The following is a 22449-nucleotide window of genomic DNA, read 5'->3' on the forward strand; positions in this document are numbered from 1 at the left end:
GGGATGGCGCGGCGATGTCCGAACGATGGTGGTATGTGCGCGACGGTGCCGTGCTGGGGCCGACCCTGGAGATGCACCTGACCGCGATGCTGCGCGACCGCACGCTGGGGCCGGGACATTGGGCGTGGAATCCGTCCCTGACGGGCTGGACCCGGCTGCGCGAGGTCGCGACACTGCAGCGCCACCTGCGCCCCACCGACCGGCCCGGCGACCCGCCGGAACCCGTTCTCCCCCTGCCCGACCCTGACGGCCCTAGGTCGGCCCAACCGCTGCCGCGCCTTCTGGCCCAGGGGGTGGACCTTATGGTCGGTATCATGATCCTGACGCCGCCCTATGCCCTCCTGGCTATCGGTTTTGGCTTCGACCGCTTTGAAGGCAATATGGAGCAGTTCATCGCGGTCTGGGTCCTCATCCTGCTGGCCCTGCTGCTCCAGGCGGCGATGGTGTCCCTGACTGGCACCACTCCAGGCAAAGCCCTGCTCGGCCTTCGCCTGACGCGCCTTGATGGCCGCCGGCCGGATTTCCCGACCCTGCTGAAGCGTCAGGCCCGGCTTTGGGTGGAGGGGCTTGGCCTGGGCCTCCACCTTTCCGCCCCGTTCACCGCCTTCTTCAGCCACCGGCGCATTGCGCGTGGACAACCCACCCGCTGGGACGCCGCCTTGGCCCTGATCGTGTTGCAGCATGACGACCGCCGCATGCGCCATCCGCTGGCTTTCCTAGCCTATTCAGCCCTGCTGAGCGTGGCATTGAACCTGCCCAGCCCGTTCCACGCCCTGATACCGGATGAGGAAGGGAGATTATAGACGCAGCCGACAGCGCTCAGCGATCACTGGCGCAATCCCGTCACGGGAAAGGTCGGCCGGCTGGCGACGGGCTGGACCATCAAGGCGGAACAGTTGGCAGATGGCGGCACCGCCCATTGGTTCTGGAATCAGGACCGCGATGGTCGGGCCGTGATCCGTCGCGATTTCATCGACAGGCCGTTTCCGGACTATGCCGCGGATCAGTTGCAGGACATCCCTGTCCCCGACACTCCCCTTCCCACGCCCGTCGGCGACCGGCCCGTCTGCATCCAGGGCGTTCCCATCACAACCGAACCGGAAGAGGACGGCGTGGCAGAGGTGGAAATACAGCGCCTGTGCGGTTTCGCCTCCGGAGAGGTCTGGCACATCCAGGGCTGGTGGCCGCAGGGGGACGAGCCGGAGCAGGTTCGCGTCGAAAGCCTGTTGGACGGGCTGGAATCGACCCTGCGCTGAAAGGCTGCTGTCGCTGCGCGAGGTGGCGTCGATGCCTGCAACCCATTGACGAATATGATCGGACCCGACACCATCACCAGGGGTTGATCGGGAGTGTGCCCATGTCCAAGAAATGGTGGTACGTGCAGGATGGCCGGTCCTGTGGACCGGTTGACGACAACGTGATGTATGTCCTGCTGTTCAACGGCTCCCTTGGCAACCAGCATTGGGTATGGACGCAAGGCATGCCCGCCTGGACCCGCATCGGGGATGTCGAAGAGCTGCTGGCCGCACGCCGCGGCGTAGCGCCCACCCCCGATCCCCAGCCCGCACCTGCCCTGCCACTGCCCGACCCGATGACATCGCCGCCCGCCCGGCCCATCGCACGCGTGCTGGCCCAGGGCATCGACGTCACCCTGTTCAGTTTGGCCGTCGGCGTCGTGGTGGGCTTGGCGCTGGGCTTTGCCGGCGCCACCGGCATCATCGCCAACGCGGACACGGTCTGGGGACGGCTGATCTTCGCCGTCCTGGTCACGCCCATCGCCCTGCTCGGACAGGCACCGCTGCTCGCATGGTTCGGGACGACGCCGGGCAAGGCGCTGCTGGGCGTGCATGTCTTCCGGCATGATGCAAGCCCGCTGGACATGCGCAGGCTGCTCCGCCGACAGTTCCGGCTTTGGGGGGCGGGATGGGCCTTTGGCATTCCCTTCCTCAACCTCCTGGCTTTCTTTGCCAGCCGGTCCCGGCTTCGCGAGGGCAAGCTGACTACGTGGGACGAGGAATATGGCTATGTGGTGCTGGAACGCAATCCGGGCTTCTTCCGACCCTTCATCGCCTTCATCCTCTATCTGCTGATGCAATATGGCACCCAGGCCTATCAGTTCCTGGAACGCAGGTTCGCAAGTGAACCCGCACCGCAAGCCGCCGCCAGCGCACACGTCGCCACACCGCTGGACAGTTGGCTGAACCCCGTTACCGGGGTGAAGGTCATGCTTGACCCCGGTTGGGTCATGGAGGCGAGACCCCGCGACGGAGGTGCAACCGACTATTGGTTCCAGTCTTCCGAGCCCCGCGGCCAGGTCCTCATGATCCGTGCGTTCCGCGAAGGCAGCTTCGTCGACTACGCGAAGAAATTCTTCGACCGGGGGGAACTGGACAAGGTTGACAGCCCCCTTGTCGAACCGGAATCAGGCCGACCCAACTGTATCGGGGTAACATTGCCAAGTGAGGAAGATGGCAAGCCGACGGGAATAATCCTGGAATTCCGGCTTTGTGGCATCGCCTCCGGGGAGGTCTGGAAATTCAGGGGCGCTTGGCAGAATGGAAATGACGCGGCAAAGCAGCGGGTAGGTCGACTGCTGGATGATTTAACGGAAACCGTCCGCTGAATTTCCAGTGCTGTCCGGACGACAAATGACGGCGGTATCGGCCGCGCACCAATCCCGTATCCCTGATGCCTTGAACCCGCACTTGGCAAGCCCATGCCGCCCGGCCTATCGAGCGTCCATGTCCCACCGCCCCTCGCTCTTCTCCTGGTTCCTGCTGCTGGCAGCGTCGCCCATGCTGTTCGGATCGAACATCCTGGCGGCCCGCTTCGTGGCGGGGGAGGTGCCGGCCGTGGCCATGGCGTTCTGGCGCTGGGCGCTGGCCTTGCTGTTCCTGGCACCCTTCATCTGGAACGAGTTGGTGGCCGGCTGGCCGGAATTGCGGCGCGATTGGCGCGGGTTCCTGCTGCTGGGGGCGCTGGGCATGGGCATCTGCGGGGCGCCGGTCTATGTGGCCGGGCAGACGACGACGGCCACCAATATCAGCCTGATCTATGCCGCCGCGCCTGTGCTGATCGTGCTCTATGGCCGCCTGTTCTGGCGGGAGAGGGTCAGCGCGGTGCAGGCGCTGGGCGTGGCCATCAGCCTGTCGGGGGTCGTCGCCGTCATCGCCAAGGGTGATCCGACGGCGCTGCTGCACCTGCATTTCACGGCCGGCGATCTGTGGATTGTGCTGGCCGCCAATGGCTGGGCCTTCTATTCACTGCTGCTGCGCCACCGCGCGTCGGGCCTGACGCCGTTCGCCCGCTTCTGCGGCATTTGCGTCGGCGGCGTGGTGTCCATGCTGCCCTTCTATGGACTGGAAATGGCGGCGGGACAGGTGGCGGACGGGTCGGTGCGCACCGTCGCCACCCTGGTCTTCCTGGCCATCATCCCCGGCCTGGCCTCCTACCTGGTCTATGGAAGGCTGGTCAGCGTGTTCGGCGCCGGCCGGGCGGGGATGGTGCTGTACCTGACCCCGCTCTATAATGCAGCTCTGGCGGCCCTGCTGCTGGGGGAGCGGCTGGAGCCCTATCACCTGCTGGGCATCGCCCTGGTCCTGCCGGGCATCTGGCTGGCCACCCGTCGCCCGGCGCAATAATTCGCCCCCGGCGCCATCCGCGCAAGGCAGATCGGCGCTTCCGGCGCCCCACTTCGCACAGTAATTGCGCAGGCGAAGGCCTATCCTGTGCGTCCCTGTCTTCCGCCCCCTCAACAGAGGCTTCCATGTCCTTCTTCCAGCCGCTGGCCCAACAGCCCGCCGACGCCCTTCTGGCCCTGATCGGCATGTTCCGCAACGATCCCCGTCCGGGCAAGATCGACCTGGGCGTGGGCGTGTTCCGCGACGATGCCGGCCACACGCCCGTCATGCGGTCCGTCAAGACGGCCGAGAAGAAGCTGTGGGAAACCCAGGACAGCAAGTCCTATCTGGGGCCGGAAGGCAATGTCGCCTTCGCCCGCCACATGGCGCGCCTGGCGCTGGGCGATGTCGAAATGTCCGGCCGGCTGACGGGCGTGCAGACGCCGGGCGGCACCGGTGCGCTGCGCCTGGGTGCCGAGCTGATCGGCGCCACCAAGCCCGGCGCCACCGTCTGGGTCGGCACGCCGACCTGGCCCAACCATCCGCCCGTCCTGGCGTCGGCCGGCCTGAAGGCCCAGACCTACAAGCATTTCGACGCCGCCGCCCAGGCCATCACCTTCGATGCCGTCATGGACGCGCTGAACAAGGCGCAGGCCGGCGATGTCGCCCTGCTGCATGGCTGCTGCCACAACCCGACCGGCGCCGATTTCGACCTGGACCAGTGGAAGGCCATCGCCGCCGTCCTGTCGGCCCGCGGCATCGTCCCCTTCCTGGACCTGGCCTATCAGGGTCTGGGCCTGGGCATGGAGCAGGACGCCGCCGGCGTGCGTCTGGTCATGGATGCCTGCCCGGAGGCGGTGCTGGCCTATTCCTGCGACAAGAATTTCGGCGTGTATCGCGACCGCGTCGGTGCCCTGTTCGTTCAGACGGCAACGGCCGCCGACACCGACCGCATTTCCTCCAACATGCTGGCCCTTGCCCGCGCCAACTGGTCGATGCCGCCCGACCATGGCGGCGCCGTCATCGCCACGCTGATGGACGATGCGGCGCTGGCCGCCGACTGGACGCTGGAACTGGACAATATGCGCGACCGGCTGCTGGGTATCCGCGCCGCCCTGGCCGCCCATGGCGGCGTGCTGGGCCGCGTGGATCAGCAGCGGGGCATGTTCTCGCTGCTGCCGCTGTCGCCGGATGTGGTGAAGCGCCTGCGCGAGGAGCATGCCGTCTACATGGCCGGGTCCGGCCGCATCAATGTCGCCGGCCTGTCGGTGGAGACGGCCGGACAGTTCGCCAAGGCGCTGGCCGCGTGCCTCTGAGGTGCTGACCTGGGTTGCGCGGGCGCCCTGCCAACGGGTTTGACAGGCTCCGCGCCATCCCCTATACACCCCCCATTCCTGGGAAGGCGGGCGCCGGTCACTTTGGCGCCCCGTCCCTGTTTTTGCCTTTTTGGACCCCAAACGGGCAAAGGGCAGGGAACTACCGGGACAACAGGACCGTCCGATACGGGCGGCGAAAACGGAGTTCGTTATGAGCAAGCGTCAGGAAGCCAAGTACAAGATTGACCGCCGCCTCGGCGTCAACCTGTGGGGCCGTTCCAAGTCCCCGATCAACAAGCGCGAATATGGCCCCGGCCAGCATGGCCAGCGCCGCAAGAAGCCGTCGGACTTCGGTCTGCAGCTGATGGCCAAGCAGAAGCTGAAGGGCTATTACGGCAATATCGGCGAGAAGCAGTTCCGCAAGCTGTACCAGGAAGCCGTGCGCCGCAAGGGTGACTCGGGCGAGAACCTGATCCAGCTGCTGGAGCGCCGCCTGGACGCCGTCGTCTATCGCATGAAGTTCGCCCCGACCCCGTTCTCGTCGCGCCAGATCATCAATCATGGCCACATCACCGTGAACGGCAAGCGCGTCAACATCCCCTCCTACCAGGTCAAGGACAATGACGTGGTCGAGGTTCGCGCCAAAGCCAAGAATTTCGCGCTGATCATGGAATCCATCCAGTCGAACGAGCGCGACTTCCCGGATTACGTGACCGTCGACACCGGCAACTTCAAGGGCACCTACCTGCGCGCCCCGAACCTGGCCGACGTCCCGTACCCGACCCAGATGGAACCGAATCTGGTCGTCGAATTCTATTCGCGCTAAGGTCCGGCGCCTTCGGGCGACAGCAGATCAGGCCGCGTCCTTCAGGATGCGGCCTTTTTTGTGGTTGGATTGTCCCATTTTTCGCGACAATTAATCGTGATGAACGGGCATTGTCGCGAAGGTTCACCGGGCGTACTTTTGGCTTCAAGACGACGGCGCCCGATGCCGGCGCCCCTCACTCGAAAAGCCAAAGGAACCTCATCATGAACAACCTGATCGCCGCCAATTCCAAATATCTGCCCGTTGTCGGCCGCGTCCTGCTGGCCGCCATTTTCATCTCGTCGGGCCTGTCGAAGGTCACGGGCTGGGACGGCAGCCTGGCCTATGTCGGCTCCGCCGGCCTGCCCCTGCCGTCAGAGCTGCTGCTGGTCGCCGCCATCCTGACGGAACTGGTGGGCGGTGCCTTCATCGTCGCCGGCTTCCAGACCCGTGCCGCCGCCTTGGCCCTGGCCGGCTTCTCCGTGATCTCCGCCATCCTGTTCCATAATTACTGGGCGCTGGCCGACGCGCAGATGGCCTATATCCAGTCCATCATGTTCTGGAAGAACCTGGCCATGGCCGGCGGCTTCCTGGTCCTGGCCGCCCATGGCGCCGGTGCCGTCGCCGTGGACAATGTCCTGGCCAACCGCGCCTGATACCCATCACGCCAACATCAAAAGGGCCGCTCCATCCGGGGCGGCCCTTTGTCCTGTCAGCTCGATGGCAGCGGGTTGGGCGGCGCCTGCTTGGCGTAGTCATCCAGCTGCTTGTTGGTGTTCAGCCGCATGTCGTCCCATTCCTGCTTGGTCTTGCAGACCTTGTTGCGCTTCACGCGCGACCCGGTTTCCTTGGCCGTCTTGCAGATCAGGCGGCCGCCATCATTCTCCGCCGGTGCCGTCTGTACGATGGGTTCGGACACGGGCTTCTCAACCTCCTGCGCCCCGGCACCCGACACGGCCAGCAAGGCCATGATCGCCATCATTCCAATATTTCGCATATCCCACTCCGACAAATACTTGCCCCATGCGGAGATATTATCCAGGCGGATCACGCTGTATAGAAAATAGATTGCAACGACTATTGTTTATACAACTATTTGCAATTCTGAAATGAATAGATGTCGGCAAACAAAAAGGGCCTCCCCAACGGGAAGGCCCTTCTTCAACTCTTTCAGCACAGCCCGCAGATCAGGCGGCGTCGGCGAAGGCCACGCCCTTGTCGCGCAGCAGGTCCTGCAGCTCACCCGCCTCATACATCTCGCGGATGATGTCACAGCCGCCCACGAACTCGCCCTTCACATAGAGCTGGGGGATGGTCGGCCAGTTGGTGAATTCCTTGATGCCCTGGCGCAGGGCGGGATCGACCAGGATGTCGATGCCCTTGAACTTGACGCCCAGGTGGCTCAACACCTGCACCACGGCGGCGGAGAAGCCGCATTGCGGGAACACGGGCGTCCCCTTCATATAAAGAACGACGTCATTGTCGCTGATGTCACGCTTGATGCGCTCGGCAACCGTCTGGTCCATCTGTCACACTTCCTTGATGCCAAGACCGCGCGCCCACCCCAGCGGTGCCGCGGTAAATATTCCGACATATAGCGCCGAAGCGTTCCTCTTAACAGGGGGATCGTTCGGCAGGGCAATCATGCATCCTTGGGTGCCGCAGTGTTCAGCATCAGGGCATGCAGTTCGTTGCCCATGCGCCCCTTCAGGGCGGCATAGACGGCCTGATGCTGGGCCACGCGGGACTTACCCTTGAAGGACGGGCTTTCGACATAGGCCGCGTAATGGTCGCCATCGCCGCGCAAATCGTCGATGCGGACGACAGCGTCGGGGAACGCCTCGCGCAGCAGGGCCTCAATCTCGGATGCGTGCATCGCCATGGGTCGGGTCCTCATACATCAACGCCGCCGCTTGATGGCGACGGCGTATCATTAAAACATCCCATGCCTTCCCCTTGATGAGCGGGGGTCCAGGGGCCATCAGCGCCGAAGCGTGGTTCAAGCGGCCCCTGGACCCCCGCTCATCAAGGGGGAAGCAGTTCGGTGGATAAACCTTACCCCACCTTGCCATTCATATAGGCCGGCAGCCAAGCCTCGTTCGCTTCCACCAGGGCCGCGACCGTGATCACAACGCCACCGGCACCCACCAGGGCGTCGCCACCCACGGTGCCGATGCGGGTCAGGGGCACACCGGCCTCGTTCGCCTTGGCCTCGACGGTCTCAGCATCGCCTGCCTTGACCGTCAGGACGTACCGGCCCTGATCCTCGCCGAACAGCTCCGACACATGCCAGCCATCCAGGCCGGACAGGTCCGCACCCTTGTTGCCGGCCATGGCCATTTCGGCCAAAGCCACCTGCAAGCCGCCGTCCGAGACGTCATGCGACGCCGTGACCAGCCCGGCCTGGATCAGGCTGCGCACAAATGTGCCGTGGCGCTTCTCCGTTTCCAGATCGACCGAAGGGGCCGGACCTTCCTCCAGTCCCAGAATCTCGCGCAGATACAGGCTCTGGCCCAGGTGACCTTCGGTCTCCCCCACCAGCAGGATGACGTCGCCGTCGCCCTTGAAGCCCAGGCCGACCGCCTTGTGACCATCGGCCAGCAGGCCCACGCCGCCCACTGTCGGGGTCGGCAGGATACCCACGCCGTTGGTCTCGTTATAGAGCGAGACATTGCCCGACACGACCGGGTAATCCAGCACGCGGCAGGCCTCGGCCATGCCTTCGACGCAGCCGGCGAACTGCCCCATGATCCGGGGCTTTTCGGGATTGCCGAAATTCATGTTGTCGGTGATGGCCAGCGGCAGGGCACCGACAGCCGACACGTTGCGATAGCTTTCGGCCACCGCCTGACGGCCCCCCTGTACCGGGTCGGCGAAGCAATAGCGCGGGGTCACGTCGGACGACATGGCCAGCGCCTTGTTGGTGCCATGCACGCGCACCACCGCCGCATCGGCCTGACCCGACAGGAAGCGGGTATCCGCCCCCACCTGGCTATCGTACTGCTGCCAGATCCAGCGCTTGGACGCCAGATCGGGGCAGGAGACCAGCTTGGTCAGGATGTCGCCCAGCGACAGATCTTCCGGCCACAGTTCTTCCTCGTCCAAGTCGAGCGGCGGCTGGGCCGGCGTCTCTTCGGTTGGGCGATGGTACAGCGGGGCCGCGTCGAACAGCGGGGCCAGTTCCAGATCGCAATAGGTCTCGCCATTCATCTTCAGGACGAAATGGCCCGTATCGGTCAGATGGCCGATCACCGCGAAATCCAGTTCCCACTTCTCGAAGATGGCGCGCGCCACGTCTTCGGAACCGGGCTTCAGGATCATCAGCATGCGTTCCTGGCTTTCCGACAGCATGATCTCATAGGGCGTCATGCCCGTCTCACGCTGCGGCACCTTTTCCAGATGCAGCTCGATGCCCAGACCGCCCTTGCCGGCCATCTCGACGGAGGAGGAGGTCAGGCCGGCGGCACCCATGTCCTGAATGGACTGGATGGCGTCGGTGTTCATCAGCTCCAGGCAGGCCTCGATCAGCAGCTTTTCCGTGAACGGATCGCCGACCTGCACCGTGGGGCGCTTGGCCTCGCTATCCTCGGTAAACTCCGCCGACGACATGGTGGCGCCATGGATGCCGTCGCGGCCCGTCTTGGACCCGACATAGACCACAGGGTTACCGATGCCCGCCGCCTTGGAATAGAAAATCTTGTCCTGATCGGCGATGCCGACGGTCATGGCATTGACCAGGCAATTGCCGTTATAGGCCTTGTGGAAATTGGTCTCACCGCCCACCGTGGGCACGCCGACGCAATTGCCGTAATGGCCGATACCCGACACCACGCCCGCGACAAGCTGACGAGTCTTGGGGTGGCCCGGCTCGCCAAAGCGGAGCGCATTCAGGTTGGCGATGGGACGCGCACCCATGGTGAACACGTCGCGCAGGATGCCGCCCACGCCCGTCGCCGCACCCTGGAAGGGCTCGATATAGGATGGGTGGTTATGGCTTTCCATCTTGAAGATGGCGGCCTGATTGTCACCGATATCGATGACACCGGCATTCTCGCCCGGACCACAGATGACCCAGGGGGCCGTGGTCGGGAACTTCTTCAGCCAGACACGCGACGATTTGTAGGAGCAATGCTCCGACCACATCACGGAATAGATGCCCAGCTCGGTAAAGGTCGGCTTGCGGCCCACGATCTCCAGCAGGCGGACATATTCGTCGGCCTTGATGCCATGTTCGGCGGCAAGCTGCTCGTTGACAACGGGTTCCTTGCGGGCGCTCACGACAGGGTCTCCACCAGACTATCGAAGAAGGCACGGCCATCGGTGTTGCCGTGCAGCGGATCGAAGGCGCGCTCCGGATGCGGCATCATGCCCAACACATTGCGCTGTGCATTGAAGATGCCGGCAATGTCGTTGGTGGCGCCGTTGGGGTTCGCCTGATCGGCGCTCTGCCCGGCCAGAGCGGTGTAGCGGAAGGCCACCAGCCCTTCGCCTTCCAGACGCTTCAGCGTCTCGTCGTCGGCGACGTAATTGCCCTCGCCATGGCCGACCGGAATGCCGATAACCTGGCCCTGGGCATATTTGGCCGTAAAGTCGCTGTCCGTCGTTTCGACGCGCAGGCCGACGGTGCGGCAGACATATTTCAGCGTCTTGTTGCGGATCAAAGCACCCGGCAGCAGGCCCGCTTCCGTGATGATCTGGAAGCCGTTGCAGATGCCGACGACGCGCACGCCCTTGGCGGCACGTTCCTTGACGACCTTCATGATCGGCGAATGGGCGGCCATGGCGCCACAGCGCAGATAGTCGCCATAGGAGAAGCCGCCGGGGACGGCGATGACGTCGACGTCCGGCAGCTCCGTGTCCTTGTGGAATGCCATGTGGGGCTTCTTGCCGGAAGCCTGTTCCAAGGCCACCGCGATATCGCGGTCGCAGTTGGAACCGGGGAAGACGATGACGGCGGACTTCATCCCGCGAACCCGTTCCTGTTGTTGGATGGGGGCGAGCAGCCGTCACCGGGACGGCTCCCCGATGCGGCCGGAAGCTAATGCCGACGCCCCGCCAATGCAAGAACGGGGGCCACCCGGAACGGCCATGGCAGGGCGGCGTTATCGGCGGGTGGCCTCTGCGGCCAGCACCTCTTCATAGAAGGCACGCAGGTTCAGCAGGGCGTCGGTCAGTTCCATTTGCTGTTCGGGCTGGTTCGTGCCGGCCAGACCGATGGACAGCTGGGCATGGATTTCCCGTTCCGCTGCCGCCCGGCGAATCTGCCCCGCATCCAGCAGCCGTTGCGCCACCCAAGCCAGCGACAGCGCCAGTTCCGGCCGCCCCAATCGCAGCGCCACCAGTGCCCCGCGCTCCAGGGCCCAGGGCTGGGCGTGGTTGTAGTCGATCTTGATCATGATGTTCAGGGCCTGCAAAGCCTGGGACACGGCTTCCATGACCCGCCCCTGCAGCAGCAGATAGGAGGCCAGGTTGGCCCGCATTGTCTGGTGCAGGGGTGGCGTCATGGACTCTCCGGACGCCAGCGCCTGTTCCGTCACCGCAATGGCGCGGTCGATCTGGCCATCATTGAATTCGGCATCAGCCAGCCGCATCAGCGTCAGATTGCGGGGCAAACCGTGCCGTTCGCCCGCAGCAAGGGCGCGGGCGAATTCCACCCGCGCCTGCTCCATCTCCCCCAGTTCCGCCCGCATCCAGCCCAACAGGGAGCGATGCCGCACCATGTCGGCCGGCACCTCATGCCGATCAGCGATGGCCACGGCCTCTTCCCACAGCGCCAGACATGCCCGCTGGTCCCCCATGTAACGACGGATGAACCCGGCGGACATCAGGCCGTCAATGGCCCAGACCGGTGGCACATCCGTGTCACGCAGGGTCGCAACGGCGGCTTCAAGCTCCTCTTGCGCGTAGCGGGGGCGGTCGGCATGCAGGGGCAGCCGCACCGTCAACCCCTCACCATGCAGCAACAGCCCCAGCAGGGCGCGGATCACGGCCGGCGTCCCCGGCCCGCACAGGGCCCAGGCCCGCGTCAGGAAATCGGCAATCTCCACAAAGGGACCGGACTGGTTCCAATGGCGATAGCTGTCCAGCGCCAGGATCTGCCCCGCCACCACATCGCCACCGTCCAGCGCCCAGTTCAGCATGGCGCGGATATCGGCAATATCGGCCAGCATCCCCGGCGCCTGGAAGCCGCTTTGCCCCCGCTCATGCATCTGCTGACGCAGATGCGCCGACAGCCACGCGCACAGCCGGTGCCGCAGGCCCTCTCGCTCTACCAGGCCTGGATCAACGGCGATGACATGATGGCGGATGGTTTCCAGCAGGCGCAAGCCTTGCTGCCGCGTCTGGATGGGTCCGGCGATCAGCGACCGCGCCACCAGCCCCGCCACCAGCCCCGGTACCGAAGCCGGCTCCAGCGGCGGGGCCCCGCAGACCGCCACCGCTGCCTCCACCGGCCAGGACCCCGCAAAGACAGCCAGCCGGCCCAGCAACAGCCGTTCATCCGGGCTCAGCGCCTCAACGCTCCAGCGCAGCATATGGTGCAGGTTGTCATGCCGCGATCCCGCCTCCGCCGGCAAGGGCAGGTCCTGGAAACGACCGGACAGCACCCGCTCCACCTCCGTCACCGGACAGTCCCGCATCCAGGCCGCCAGCAGCAGCAGGGCCAGCGGCAGCCCGTCAAGGTGTCGGCACAGCCGCGCCAGGGCCGGCATCTGGTCATCCGTGGGGGCGGGCCACCCTGCCCTGGCATGTTCGCGCAGGACCAGACGCACCGCCGGATAGGCGCGGATGGCATCGGCCGCCATCTCCCCCTCCGGCGGGCATTCCAAGGGGCAGAGATGCAGCAACTGCTCCCCCGCCAGCCCCAACGGCTCCCGGCTGGTCACCAGGATGTGCAGGTCGGGGCAGTGACCCAGCAACTCCTCGGCAAAGGCCGCCACCTCGTCCAGCAGATGTTCGGCATTGTCCAGCAGCAGCAAGGTGGGTCGTTCGGCCAGGGTCCGCAGAAGGGCGCCCTTCACATCCGTCCCCACAAGACGCAGCGACAGGGCAGCCGCCGTGACGACGGGCAGCAGGTGGCCCTGCGTCACGGGCGCCAGTTCCACATGCACACCGCCCATTGCCTGCATCCGGGCGGCCCCGACCAGCGCCAGGCTGGTCTTGCCCACCCCGCCCGGCCCCAGGATGGTGATCAGCCGTGCGCGTGACAACATCGACACCAGCCGGTCCAACTCCTCCGTGCGGCCCAGCAGCGTATCGGCAGCCAGCCCGGCCATCGCCGGTCCCTGGCCCGCCAGGGACAGAAGCAGGCGGTACCCCACCCCCGGCACATTCTCTACCGCCCCGTCACCCAGCGCGCGGCGCAGGGCGCGCACCTGGACGCGCAGATTACCGGGGCTGACCGTGACGCCCGGCCAGACACGCGCAATCAGCGTCTGCGCTGTCACCGCCTCGCCCCCCGCCTCGGCCAGCACGGCCAGCAGGTCGAAGGCGCGGTCGCCCAATGCGACCGGAGCATCCCCCAGCAGCAGGCGGCGGTGAAGCAGATCAAGGGTGAATGTAACCGGGGAAGGCACGCGCATGGTCCAATCGATGTCGCCGCTGGTATCCGACCCGTTATAGCAGACGGCGAAAAGTCAAATCACCAGCGCGACCGCTCCCTGGCCGCATGATGTGCTGGCCGGGGCGCACGCTTGAAAGGATTTTAGGTCTTTTAACACCCCAAGACCGGTTTCCAGGGGAATACTTTGCCAGCCGACCCGTCCGATCCCGGGCACAGGAACGGCACAGCATCCAGCACAGATCCGGAGATATCCCATGGGCACGATCATCACCGATGACGGCACGCAGATCTATTACAAGGATTGGGGCGCGGGGCGGCCCGTTTTGTTCAGCCATGGCTGGCCCTTGAATGCCGACAGCTGGGAAAACCAGATGCTGCATCTGGCCAGCAACGGCCTGCGCGCCATCGCCCATGACCGCCGCGGCCATGGCCGGTCCAGCCAGCCCTGGCATGGCCATGACATGGACACCTATGCCGACGATCTGGCGCAGTTGATGGAGGCGCTGGACCTGAAGGACGCGATCCTGGTCGGCTTCTCCACCGGCGGGGGCGAGGTCACGCGCTATGTCGCCCGCCATGGCACGGCGCGGGTCGGGGGCATCGTGCTGGTGGGTGCGGTGCCGCCGCAGATGCTGAAGACAGAGGCCAATCCCGGCGGCCTGCCGATGGAGGTTTTTGACGGCATCCGCGCCGGCAGCCTGGCCGACCGGTCGCAGCTGTACCGGGACATCGCGTCCGGCCCGTTCTTCGGCTTCAACTTGCCCGGTGCCAAGCCGTCGCAGGGCATGATCGACAGTTTCTGGATGCAGGGCATGATGGCCAGCCACAAGGCCACCTATGACTGTATCAAGGCCTTCTCCGAAACCGACTTCACCGCAGACCTGAAATCGTTCGAAGGCTTGCGCACCCTGGTCATCCATGGCGATGCCGATCAGATCGTGCCCATCGATGCCGCCGGCCGCGCCGTGGCCCGTCTGGTGCCGCATGCGGAACTGAAAGTGTATGAAGGCGGACCGCACGGCGTCACCGACACGCACAAGGAAAGGCTGAACGCCGACCTGCTGGCATTCGCACGGCAGTAGGTGCACCGACCCGCACCAAAGTCGCATCCAAAAGCCCCTGTCATTGCGGCGGAAATCGCGGTTAATATCCGGTCTTGCCGCAATGCGGCAAGACCGGCCCGTCACAGGTTGAGCCCCAAGCATGCCGTCGGATGCCTTTCATCTCGGACACGGCGCCACACCGCTGGAACTGGCGGTGGGCGCCTACCGGTTCAACCGGGGCAGCGGCCGGCTGACCAGCCGGGGCGGCGTGCCCGTGCCGTTGGGCCGCCGGGCCGCAGCGCTGCTGATGGCGCTGGCGGAACGGGCGGGGCACGAGGTGTCGGCGGCCCAACTGCTGGACCGGGTATGGCCCGGCCAGATCGTCGATCCCGCCAATGTCGCGGTACAGATATCCGGCCTGCGTACCGCCATCGGCGACACGGACGGATCGGTGATCCAGACCGTCCATGGCCGCGGCTATCGCCTGGCCATGCCCGCCGCACCCGTCATCGGCAATATCCCGCACACCCTGACCGGCCTGTCGGGCCGGGCGGTGGAACTGGCCAATGTCGTGAAGCTGATGCGCCGCGACCGGCTGCTGGTGATCACCGGCCTGTCGGGTACAGGCAAGTCGCGGCTGGCCTGCGCCGCCGCCCAGGCCTTGTCGGGCGACTTTCCCGACGGACAATGGCTGGTCCCCTTGACCGGCAGCAGCCTGCCCGATGCCGGCACCCTGGCCACCCGCATCGCCACCGTCCTGGGGCTGGAGAACCCCGCAGCCCTCGCCACCGCCTTGCAGGGCCGGCACTGCCTGCTGCTGCTGGACGGGGCCGAACTGCTGGGCGAGGCGGCCCAGGATCTGGTGCGCCGGCTGATGGAGGAGCATGCGGGGTTGGGGCTGCTGGTCACTTCCCACCTGGCCCACCGGAGGCTGCGGCCCTGGTGCGTGCGCCTGTCGCCCCTGGCCTTGGCCGGCGACGGCACCGCCAGCCCCGCCACCAACCTGTTCCTGGAGGCCGCCAACGCCGCCGGGCTGGAGATCACGGCCGATACCGATCCCGCCATCGTCAGCATCTGCCACCATCTGGGCGGCGTGCCGCTGGGGGTGGAGATCGGGGCGCGGGCCGCCAGCCTTCTGGGCCTGCGCGCCACGGCGGAAGCGAGCCGCGACCCGATGCGGGCCCTGCCCGGCATGCGACGCCCCGGCCCCGCCCGCCACCGCGCTCTGGATGCCGCCATGGGCTGGGCCCTGGGCCTGTTGTCACAAACGGAGCGCGGCGCGCTGAAGGTGCTGGCCTCCCTGCCCGGCGAGTTCACGGTCGATCAGGCGGCCTGCGCGCTGGAGGAAGCCGGAACACAGCGCCCGCGCGGCGGCCTGTCCGGTCTTTGGGGCAAATCGGTGCTGGACCGCGAGGGTGACAGTTTCAGCCTCAATCCCCTGGTCCGCGCCTGCGCCCTGACCCTGCCCACGGGCACCTGATGCGCGCACTTGCCCTGCTGGCCCTACTGCTCACCACCCCGTCCGTCCTGGCCGCCGATACCTTGCGCATCGGCATCGGACCGGAACCGGAAACGCTGGACCCGCATCGCGGGCTGGCCATCGGCGCCGCCCGCCTGCTGCTGGATCTGTGCGAGGGGCTGATGACCCGCGACGCGGCCGGCCGCACCGTGCCGGGCGTGGCCGAACGCTGGGACCGGTCGGCCGACGGACTGACCTGGGTCTTCCATCTGCGCAGGCAGGCCCGCTGGTGGAACGGCGATGCGGTGACCGCCGCCGATTTCGTGCGTGGCTGGCGCCGGGCCGTCGATCCCGCCACCCGTTCGGGCATTGCCGACCTGCTGGACGGGGTGGAGAATGCCGCCGCCATCCGGCGCGGCCTGTTGGCGCCCGACCGGCTGGGGATACAGGCGGCGGGCCTCCACACGCTGGTGGTGCGCTTGGCACGGCCCGTGCCAGACCTGGATATGATCCTGGCCCACCGCATCACCCTGCCCGTGCATGGCCCGACGCTGGACGCCAAGGGGGCGGACGTTGCAAATGCCGGCAACCTGATGTGCAACGGCGCCTTCCGGCTGGTCGACCACCGGCTGCAGGAACGCTACGTTCTGGAACGCGCCGACACGTACCATGGCCGGGCGAGCGTCGCCCTGGCGCGGGTGGAGATGCGGGTGGCGGAGCAAGCGGAACTGGAGATGAACCTGTTCCGCACCGGCGGCCTGGACGTGACCAGTGCGGTGCCGCCCCCCCTGGTCGACTGGGCGCGGGAAAACCGGCCCGATGCGCTGCGCATCCATCCTTGGACCGCCCTGTCGGCCATGATCGCCAACCCTGATGGGTCCGCCTGGCATGACAATCCGGCCTTCCTGCAGGCCTTGGAACTGGCGCTGGACCGCGAGCAGCTGACCGCCACCTCCCAGGGTCGTGCCGTGCCGGCCTATGGTCTGGTGCCACCCGGCCTCTGGTCTTCGCCCCCCCCGCCGTCAACCGCCCCCACGGGCGAGGCAAGGCGGCAGGCGGCACGCGCGGCCCTGGCCCGCGCCGGCTTTGGCCCCGACCGGCCGCCGCCGCGCGTGGAGATCCTGTTCGCGGGCGTGGAGGCCGTGCGCCGCCGTGTGGTGGCCATCGCCGCACAGTGGAAACAGGTGCTGGGCGTGGAGACCGATCTGGTCGGCGTGGAGGCCCGCATCGTCAGCACCAGGCTGGCCCAGGGCGACTATAAGGGCTTTGTCTACAATACCTGGATAAGTTATTCGCCCTTCTACGCCCTGGCGCCCTTCCTGCCGCCCGACTTCACGGTGACCAGCACCGATCCGGCGGGCCAGCAGGCCGAATTGCGGGGGGTGGAGAAGGTGATCCTGGAAAGCCGGCTGGTCATCCCGCTGGCCCATGGCAGTTCCCTGCACATGGTGGCGCCGTCGGTGCGCGGCTGGCAGGACAATGTCTATGACATCCACCCCGTCCGGCTGCTGTCCCTGGCGCCATAATGTCACGGCGCGATCAGGTGGCGGACCAGCGGTGGTTCCGGCCCCAGATGGAAGGCGCGCACCGCCTCCTGGTTCTCGCGGTCGGCATGGGTGGTGCGCTCATGCTGGCGCAGATGCTCCAGCCAGCTTTCCAGCACGAAGCTTTCCACCATCAGCCCCGGCTGGGCCGCATCCTCATACAGACCCCAGGCGATGGCCCCGTCGCGGTGCCGGGTGCGGCGCAGGCCCTGGATGGCGTGGGTGAATTCCGTCACACGGGCCGGATCGACCCGGTATTCGACGGTGATCATCACCGGCCCGCGGTCGGTGGGGCTGTCCACCGCCACGATGGGCGCCGGCCAGTGGGACGAGGGCGCGATATTGCCCGCCATCTCCCCCTTGATGGGCCAGCGCAATGCCAGTCCCAGGGCCAGGACCATGCCGCAAGCCGCCAGCAGCAGCGTCTGCGCAATGCCCAGATGCCCCGCCGCCCAGCCCCAACCGGCGCTTCCCGCCGCCATCGATCCCTGGAAGACCAGCAGATTGATGGCCAGGGCGCGGGCTTTGACCCAGGAAGGGGCGGCCATCTGGGCGGCCACATTGAAGCTGGACAGCATGGTGATCCAGCCCATGCCGGCGAACGCCATCGCCGATGCCGCCTGCACGAAAGTGTGGGCAAAGGCCATGCCCACGCAGACCAGCGCGAACAGGAGGCTGCCCAATACCGTCAGGGCGTTGGCCGACAGATGCCGTCGGGTATGGGGCAGCAGCACGGCCCCCACGATGGCGCCGGCCCCCATGCTGCCCAGCAGCGCCCCGTACTCCGCCGCCCCCAGCCCCAGCTCGCGCCTTGCGATGATGGGGATGAAGGCCCACAGGGCGGACGCGAAGATGAAGAACCCGACCGACCGGATCAGGACGGTACGCAGCGCCGGCGAATGGCGGACATAGCGCGCCCCGGCCCGCAGCGCCCCCGTGAAATGTTCTGCCGGCAGGGTGGTGGGGGCCGCCTGCCGCTTCCAGGCGAACAGCACGATCCACACACCCAGCACCGATACTGCATTCAGCGCGAACACCGCCGCCGGCCCGGCCGCGGCGATGATGAAGCCGCCCAGCGCCGGCCCGATGGCGCGGGAGATATTGATGCCCAGGCTGTTCAGCGCCACCGCATCGGGCAGGCTCTGCCGGGGCACCAGTTCCGGCACGATGGCCTGGAAGGCCGGCGCCGACAAGGCCGCCCCCACCGCCAGGGCGAAGGTCAGCGCCAGCAGCAACCCTGGACCCGTCAGCCCCTGGAACGTGGCCAGCGCCAGCAGCCCGGCGCAGACCAGGGCCCAGAGCTGTGCCAGCAGCAGCAGGCGCCGCCGGTCCACGATATCGGCCAGCGCCCCGCCCGGCAGGGCGAACAGGAACATGGGCAGGGTGGTGGCCGCCTGGACCAGCGCCACCATGATCGGTTCCTCCGACAGGCTGGTCATCAGCCAGCCGGCTCCGGCATCATGCATCCAGGTGCCGACATTCGACACGATGGTGGCGATCCACAGTGCCCGGAACAGGGGCAGTCTCAAGGGACTGTTGCTCGTTACCTCGGCCATCAGCGCCGCTCCCGCCGATGGGCCAGGATGGCGGCTAGCACCAGCCCGCCGATCAGGCCTGCATGTTCCAGGAAGGTATTGCGCTCATGGAACCGCGCCATGGGATCGGCGACGGTCCAGAACGGATGCGCGATCAGGGTGGCGATGGCCGTGAACACGCCCAGCGCGCCGGCCCCCAACCAGGCGAAGCGCCCCACGATGATCGCCGCCGACCCGCTCAACTGCACGGCCAGCGTGGCGACAACCGTCAGCCAGGCCGGCTCCAGCCCGAAATGCGCCGCCTCGCCCAAGGCTGCATCCAGGTCCAGCAGCTTGGCGATGCCGCTGGTCCAGAAGGGCAGGGTGAGCAGGGTGCGGCCCGCCAGATTGATTGCGGGCGCATCCAGCAGGGCAGCGATGGCGGCGGGTGTATCGCGCATGGGCGGGCTTTCGCTATTTCAATCGCCCCCTCTTCCGTCATCCCGGCGACAAGCCGGGACCCAGGGGCCACAGGAACAAAACTATCGGCAGCATCGCAACGCAGCGAAAAGGTCGGGCGCTTGGCCCCTGGGTCCCGGCTTGTCGCCGGGATGACGGGGAGAGAATGAATCACACCGCCCAGCAGCCGCAGCCGAACGCACCCCAGAATCCGGCCTCGTCCGACGCCGGCGCCGGGCTGGCATAGGCCGCGGCATGGTCATGCCCATGCACGGCGCAGGACGACGCGCAGCCGCACAGCGACCCCATCTTCAGCAGCTTGCCGTCCTTGTCGCGCGCCGGCTGCCAATAGCCGCCAAAGGTGCGCACCGGCGACCAGTCGGGCATGGGCTTGGGCAGGGCCGGCGCCAGCGGCGCGTAATCGCCCGACCCATGCACCACCTTGCCGCCCAGCAGGGTCAGGACGGACGTGATGTGCGGGATGTCGCTTTCCGGGACACTGAAATAATCATCGGACAGCATGATCAGGTCGGCCAGTTGTCCCGCCTTCACTTGCCCCTTCTTGCCCTGCTCGTTGGAGAACCAGGTATTGGCCTCCGTCCACAGGCGCAGGGCGCTTTCCCGGTCCAGCCGGTTGGCGGGCGGATACAGGCTGGTGCCGCCAACACTCTTGCCGCTGACCAGCCAGGACAGCGAGACCCAGGGATTGTAGCTGGCCACGCGGGTGGCATCGGTCCCCGCACCCACCGGAAGGCCCGCCGCCAACATCTTCGAAATCGGCGGCGTCATCTCCGCGGCCTTGGCACCATAGCGCTCGACGAAATACTCGCCCTGATAGGTCATGCGATGCTGGACGGCGATACCGCCGCCCAATGCGGCGATCCGGTCGATATTGCGCTGGTCGATGGTCTCCGCATGGTCGAAGAACCAGTGCAGTCCGTTGAACGGCACATCGCGGTTCACCTTCTCGAACACGTCCAGGGCGCGGGTGATGGTCTCGTTATAGGTGGCGTGCAGGCGCCAGGGCCAGCGGTTCTCCACCAGCAGGCGCACCACCGGCTCCAGGTCACCCTCCATATTGGGCGGCATCTCCGGCCGTTCGACCCGGAAATCCTCGAAATCGGCGGCGGAATAGACCAGCATCTCGCCGGCGCCATTATGGCGATAGGTATCGTCGCCCTGGCCGGGCTTAACCTGCTTGGCCCAACCGGCAAAATCCGCCAGCTCCTGCTTGGGCTTCTGCGTGAACAGGTTGTAGGAAATGCGCAGCGTCAGTTCGCCGTCGGCGTGCAGCTTCTCGATGATCTGGTAATCCTCGGGATAGTTCTGAAAGCCGCCGCCGGCATCGATGACCCCGGTCACGCCCAGCCGGTTCATCTCGGCCATGAAATGCCGGGTGGAGTTCACCTGATATTCAGGTGCCAGTTTCGGCCCCTTGGCCAGGGTCGAATAAAGGATGGTGGCGTTGGGCTTGGCCAGCAGCAGGCCCGTCGGCTCGCCATTGGCGTCACGCTGGATCTCGCCCCCCGGCGGGTTGGGCGTGTCGCGCGTGTAACCTACCGCCTGCAGCGCCGCCCGGTTCAGCAGGGCGCGGTCATAGAGATGCAGGATGAAGACCGGCGTATCCGGTGCGGCCGCGTTCAGCTCGTCCAGGGTCGGCAGGCGCTTTTCGGCGAACTGATGTTCGGTGAAGCCACCGACGACGCGCACCCATTGCGGCGGCGGTGTCACCTGGGCTTGGCGTTTCAGCATGGCCATGGCGTCGGCCAGCGACGGCACCCCGTCCCAGCGCAGCTCCATGTTGTAATTCAGGCCGCCGCGGATGATGTGCATATGGCTGTCGATCAGGCCGGGAACGACGCGCCGTCCCTTGGCATCGATGATCCTGGCGTCAGCGCCGGCCGCGGCCCGCACCTCGGCCTCAGCACCCACGGCCAGGATGCGGCCGTCGCGGATGGCGACCGCCTGGGCCTGCGGATTGGCGCGGTCCAGGGTGGTGACCTTGGCGTTGGTCAGGATCAGATCGGTCGTCGGCATGGCGGCTTTCCCCGGATCGGCCAGAAAGGGTGTCATGAACAGTGACGCGGCACCAGCCAGCGTCCCACGGCGGGTCAGGTCCTTCATGCATCCCGCCCCTCGCCACCCGGCAGGCGGCCCATGACATGCTTGGCGCAATCCTCCCGCAGGTAAGCGGTCACCGGCTCTCCGGCATAAAGCCGCTTGGCCAGCGGCACGATCTGTTCGCCCAGCAGGATGCCCAGCAACCCGATCAGGGCGATGGTCGGCGGGGCCGGGGAGCGCACATTCAGCAGGCTGTAGATAACGCCGACCAGCAGGCCGACGCCCAGCGACAGGAGATAGGGCTTCATGGGCGGATCCTCCGGAGATGCAACGGGCAGGAGGGGGTGCACCGGCTGGCGCACCCCCGTCGGATGCTCAATGCCCTTCAGACGCGCCGAACATGGTCTTGGCATAGATGATGCCCAGGCCATAGGCGCCGCCGAACTTCTTGGCGATGCCGGTGGTCAGGTCGTAGGTTTCGCCCCGCGCCCAGTCGCGCTGCAATTCCAGCATGTATTGCAGCGCGGTCATCGGGCGCACACCGGCCTGAACCATGCGCTCCACGGCCCGCTCATGCGCCTCGTCCGAGACGTCGCCACAAGCGTCGGTGATGATATAGACCTCATAACCCTGGGCCAGGGCCGACAGGGTGGGGCCGACGATGCAGACCGATGTCCACAGGCCGCAGAACACCAGCCGGTCCTTGCCGATGGCGTTCACTTCCTTGATCACACCGGCATCCTCCCAGGTATTCATGGAGGTGCGGTCCAGCAAGGGCTGGCCGGGGAACGCCTCGGTGATCTCGCTGAACATCGGGCCGGAGAAGCTCTTCTCCGCCACGGTGGTCAGGATCGTGGAGACGCCGAAGCCCTTGGCGGCATGGGCCACCAATGCTGCATTGTTGCGCAGTTGCACCGCGTCGATGCTCTTGGTGGCAAACGCCATCTGCGACTGGAAGTCGATCATGATCAGCGTGTGGTCGATGGGCGTCAGCAGCAGCGGGCCGGGGGTCGGGGTCGCGACGATGGACATGGGCTCTGTTCCTTCTGCCAGGGCGCGTCTGGTCA

The 22449-nt window shown here is 66.4% G+C and carries 21 protein-coding genes; 10 read left to right on the plus strand and 11 right to left on the minus strand.

The window, feature by feature from the left end:
- The first annotated feature begins 14 nt into the window (after positions 1-14).
- The 7 genes from AC1Q7F_RS11040 to AC1Q7F_RS11070 all read left to right on the plus strand — a co-directional run bounded on the left by AC1Q7F_RS11040 (position 15) and on the right by AC1Q7F_RS11070 (position 6397).
- Positions 15-803, plus strand: a complete 789-nt coding sequence (locus tag AC1Q7F_RS11040) for an RDD family protein (protein WP_492506666.1) — start codon at positions 15-17, stop codon at positions 801-803.
- Positions 804-953: 150 nt separating this feature from the next.
- Positions 954-1256 carry a hypothetical protein gene (locus AC1Q7F_RS11045; RefSeq protein WP_492506667.1) on the plus strand — a complete coding sequence of 101 codons (303 nt, stop codon included), beginning with the start codon at positions 954-956 and terminating at the stop codon, positions 1254-1256.
- A 101-nt stretch (positions 1257-1357) separates the two neighbouring features.
- Positions 1358-2623, plus strand: coding sequence for an RDD family protein (locus AC1Q7F_RS11050; RefSeq protein WP_492506669.1), 1266 nt, complete (start codon positions 1358-1360; stop codon positions 2621-2623).
- A 118-nt stretch (positions 2624-2741) separates the two neighbouring features.
- Complete coding sequence (locus tag AC1Q7F_RS11055) at positions 2742-3641, plus strand: DMT family transporter (RefSeq protein WP_492506671.1); 900 nt, start codon at positions 2742-2744, stop codon at positions 3639-3641.
- 125 nt (positions 3642-3766) lie between these two features.
- Entirely contained in the window at positions 3767-4936 is a 1170-nt protein-coding gene (locus AC1Q7F_RS11060) for an amino acid aminotransferase (RefSeq protein ID WP_492506673.1), read from the plus strand.
- Between the two features lie 211 nt (positions 4937-5147).
- Positions 5148-5762: a 30S ribosomal protein S4 gene (gene rpsD / locus AC1Q7F_RS11065; protein WP_492506675.1), complete on the plus strand. Its 615-nt coding sequence runs from the start codon at positions 5148-5150 to the stop codon at positions 5760-5762.
- A 203-nt stretch (positions 5763-5965) separates the two neighbouring features.
- Complete coding sequence (locus AC1Q7F_RS11070; RefSeq protein ID WP_492506677.1) at positions 5966-6397, plus strand: DoxX family protein; 432 nt, start codon at positions 5966-5968, stop codon at positions 6395-6397.
- Between the two features lie 56 nt (positions 6398-6453).
- Here the strand turns inward: AC1Q7F_RS11070 and AC1Q7F_RS11075 are convergent, their stop codons facing one another.
- From AC1Q7F_RS11075 to AC1Q7F_RS11100, 6 genes are all read right to left on the minus strand, one after another.
- On the minus strand, positions 6454-6738 hold the full coding sequence (locus tag AC1Q7F_RS11075) for a hypothetical protein (protein WP_492506679.1): 285 nt from the start codon (positions 6736-6738) through the stop codon (positions 6454-6456).
- Positions 6739-6928: 190 nt separating this feature from the next.
- The gene (gene grxD, locus AC1Q7F_RS11080) at positions 6929-7267 is read right to left on the minus strand and encodes a Grx4 family monothiol glutaredoxin (protein ID WP_416574257.1); all 339 of its coding nucleotides are present in this window, start codon (positions 7265-7267) and stop codon (positions 6929-6931) included.
- A gap of 116 nt (positions 7268-7383) precedes the next feature.
- Positions 7384-7623 carry a BolA/IbaG family iron-sulfur metabolism protein gene (locus tag AC1Q7F_RS11085; protein WP_492506681.1) on the minus strand — a complete coding sequence of 80 codons (240 nt, stop codon included), beginning with the start codon at positions 7621-7623 and terminating at the stop codon, positions 7384-7386.
- 173 nt (positions 7624-7796) lie between these two features.
- Complete coding sequence (gene purL, locus AC1Q7F_RS11090) at positions 7797-10019, minus strand: phosphoribosylformylglycinamidine synthase subunit PurL (protein WP_492506683.1); 2223 nt, start codon at positions 10017-10019, stop codon at positions 7797-7799.
- On the minus strand, positions 10016-10705 hold the full coding sequence (gene purQ / locus AC1Q7F_RS11095) for a phosphoribosylformylglycinamidine synthase subunit PurQ (RefSeq protein WP_492506685.1): 690 nt from the start codon (positions 10703-10705) through the stop codon (positions 10016-10018). Before purQ ends, purL begins: the two co-directional genes overlap by 4 nt.
- 138 nt (positions 10706-10843) lie before the next feature.
- Complete coding sequence (locus AC1Q7F_RS11100) at positions 10844-13321, minus strand: ATP-binding protein (RefSeq protein WP_492506687.1); 2478 nt, start codon at positions 13319-13321, stop codon at positions 10844-10846.
- A 235-nt stretch (positions 13322-13556) separates the two neighbouring features.
- Between AC1Q7F_RS11100 and AC1Q7F_RS11105 the strand changes: the two genes are divergently transcribed.
- From AC1Q7F_RS11105 to AC1Q7F_RS11115, 3 genes are all read left to right on the plus strand, one after another.
- Entirely contained in the window at positions 13557-14384 is an 828-nt protein-coding gene (locus AC1Q7F_RS11105) for an alpha/beta fold hydrolase (protein WP_492506689.1), read from the plus strand.
- 121 nt (positions 14385-14505) lie between these two features.
- Positions 14506-15825 carry a winged helix-turn-helix domain-containing protein gene (locus tag AC1Q7F_RS11110; RefSeq protein ID WP_492506691.1) on the plus strand — a complete coding sequence of 440 codons (1320 nt, stop codon included), beginning with the start codon at positions 14506-14508 and terminating at the stop codon, positions 15823-15825.
- The gene (locus AC1Q7F_RS11115) at positions 15825-17330 is read left to right on the plus strand and encodes a peptide ABC transporter substrate-binding protein (RefSeq protein WP_492506693.1); all 1506 of its coding nucleotides are present in this window, start codon (positions 15825-15827) and stop codon (positions 17328-17330) included. Before AC1Q7F_RS11110 ends, AC1Q7F_RS11115 begins: the two co-directional genes overlap by 1 nt.
- A gap of 2 nt (positions 17331-17332) precedes the next feature.
- Here AC1Q7F_RS11115 and AC1Q7F_RS11120 read toward each other — a convergent pair whose 3' ends face one another.
- The 5 genes from AC1Q7F_RS11120 to AC1Q7F_RS11140 form a co-directional block, all read right to left on the minus strand.
- Positions 17333-18904, minus strand: a complete 1572-nt coding sequence (locus AC1Q7F_RS11120; RefSeq protein ID WP_492506694.1) for an MFS transporter — start codon at positions 18902-18904, stop codon at positions 17333-17335.
- Positions 18904-19323, minus strand: a complete 420-nt coding sequence (locus AC1Q7F_RS11125) for a DoxX family protein (RefSeq protein ID WP_492506696.1) — start codon at positions 19321-19323, stop codon at positions 18904-18906. The genes AC1Q7F_RS11120 and AC1Q7F_RS11125 overlap by 1 nt, the downstream gene beginning before the upstream one ends.
- A 169-nt stretch (positions 19324-19492) precedes the next feature.
- The gene (locus AC1Q7F_RS11130) at positions 19493-21445 is read right to left on the minus strand and encodes an amidohydrolase (protein ID WP_492506698.1); all 1953 of its coding nucleotides are present in this window, start codon (positions 21443-21445) and stop codon (positions 19493-19495) included.
- Entirely contained in the window at positions 21442-21690 is a 249-nt protein-coding gene (locus AC1Q7F_RS11135) for a DUF1427 family protein (RefSeq protein WP_492506700.1), read from the minus strand. The genes AC1Q7F_RS11130 and AC1Q7F_RS11135 overlap by 4 nt, the downstream gene beginning before the upstream one ends.
- Positions 21691-21757: 67 nt before the next feature.
- Positions 21758-22414 (minus strand): hydrolase, encoded by a 657-nt coding sequence (locus AC1Q7F_RS11140; RefSeq protein WP_492506702.1) that lies wholly within the window; start codon positions 22412-22414, stop codon positions 21758-21760.
- Between the last annotated feature and the right edge of the window lie 35 nt (positions 22415-22449).

It is taken from the genome of Niveispirillum sp. GW835-FHT14G11, assembly GCF_058793615.1.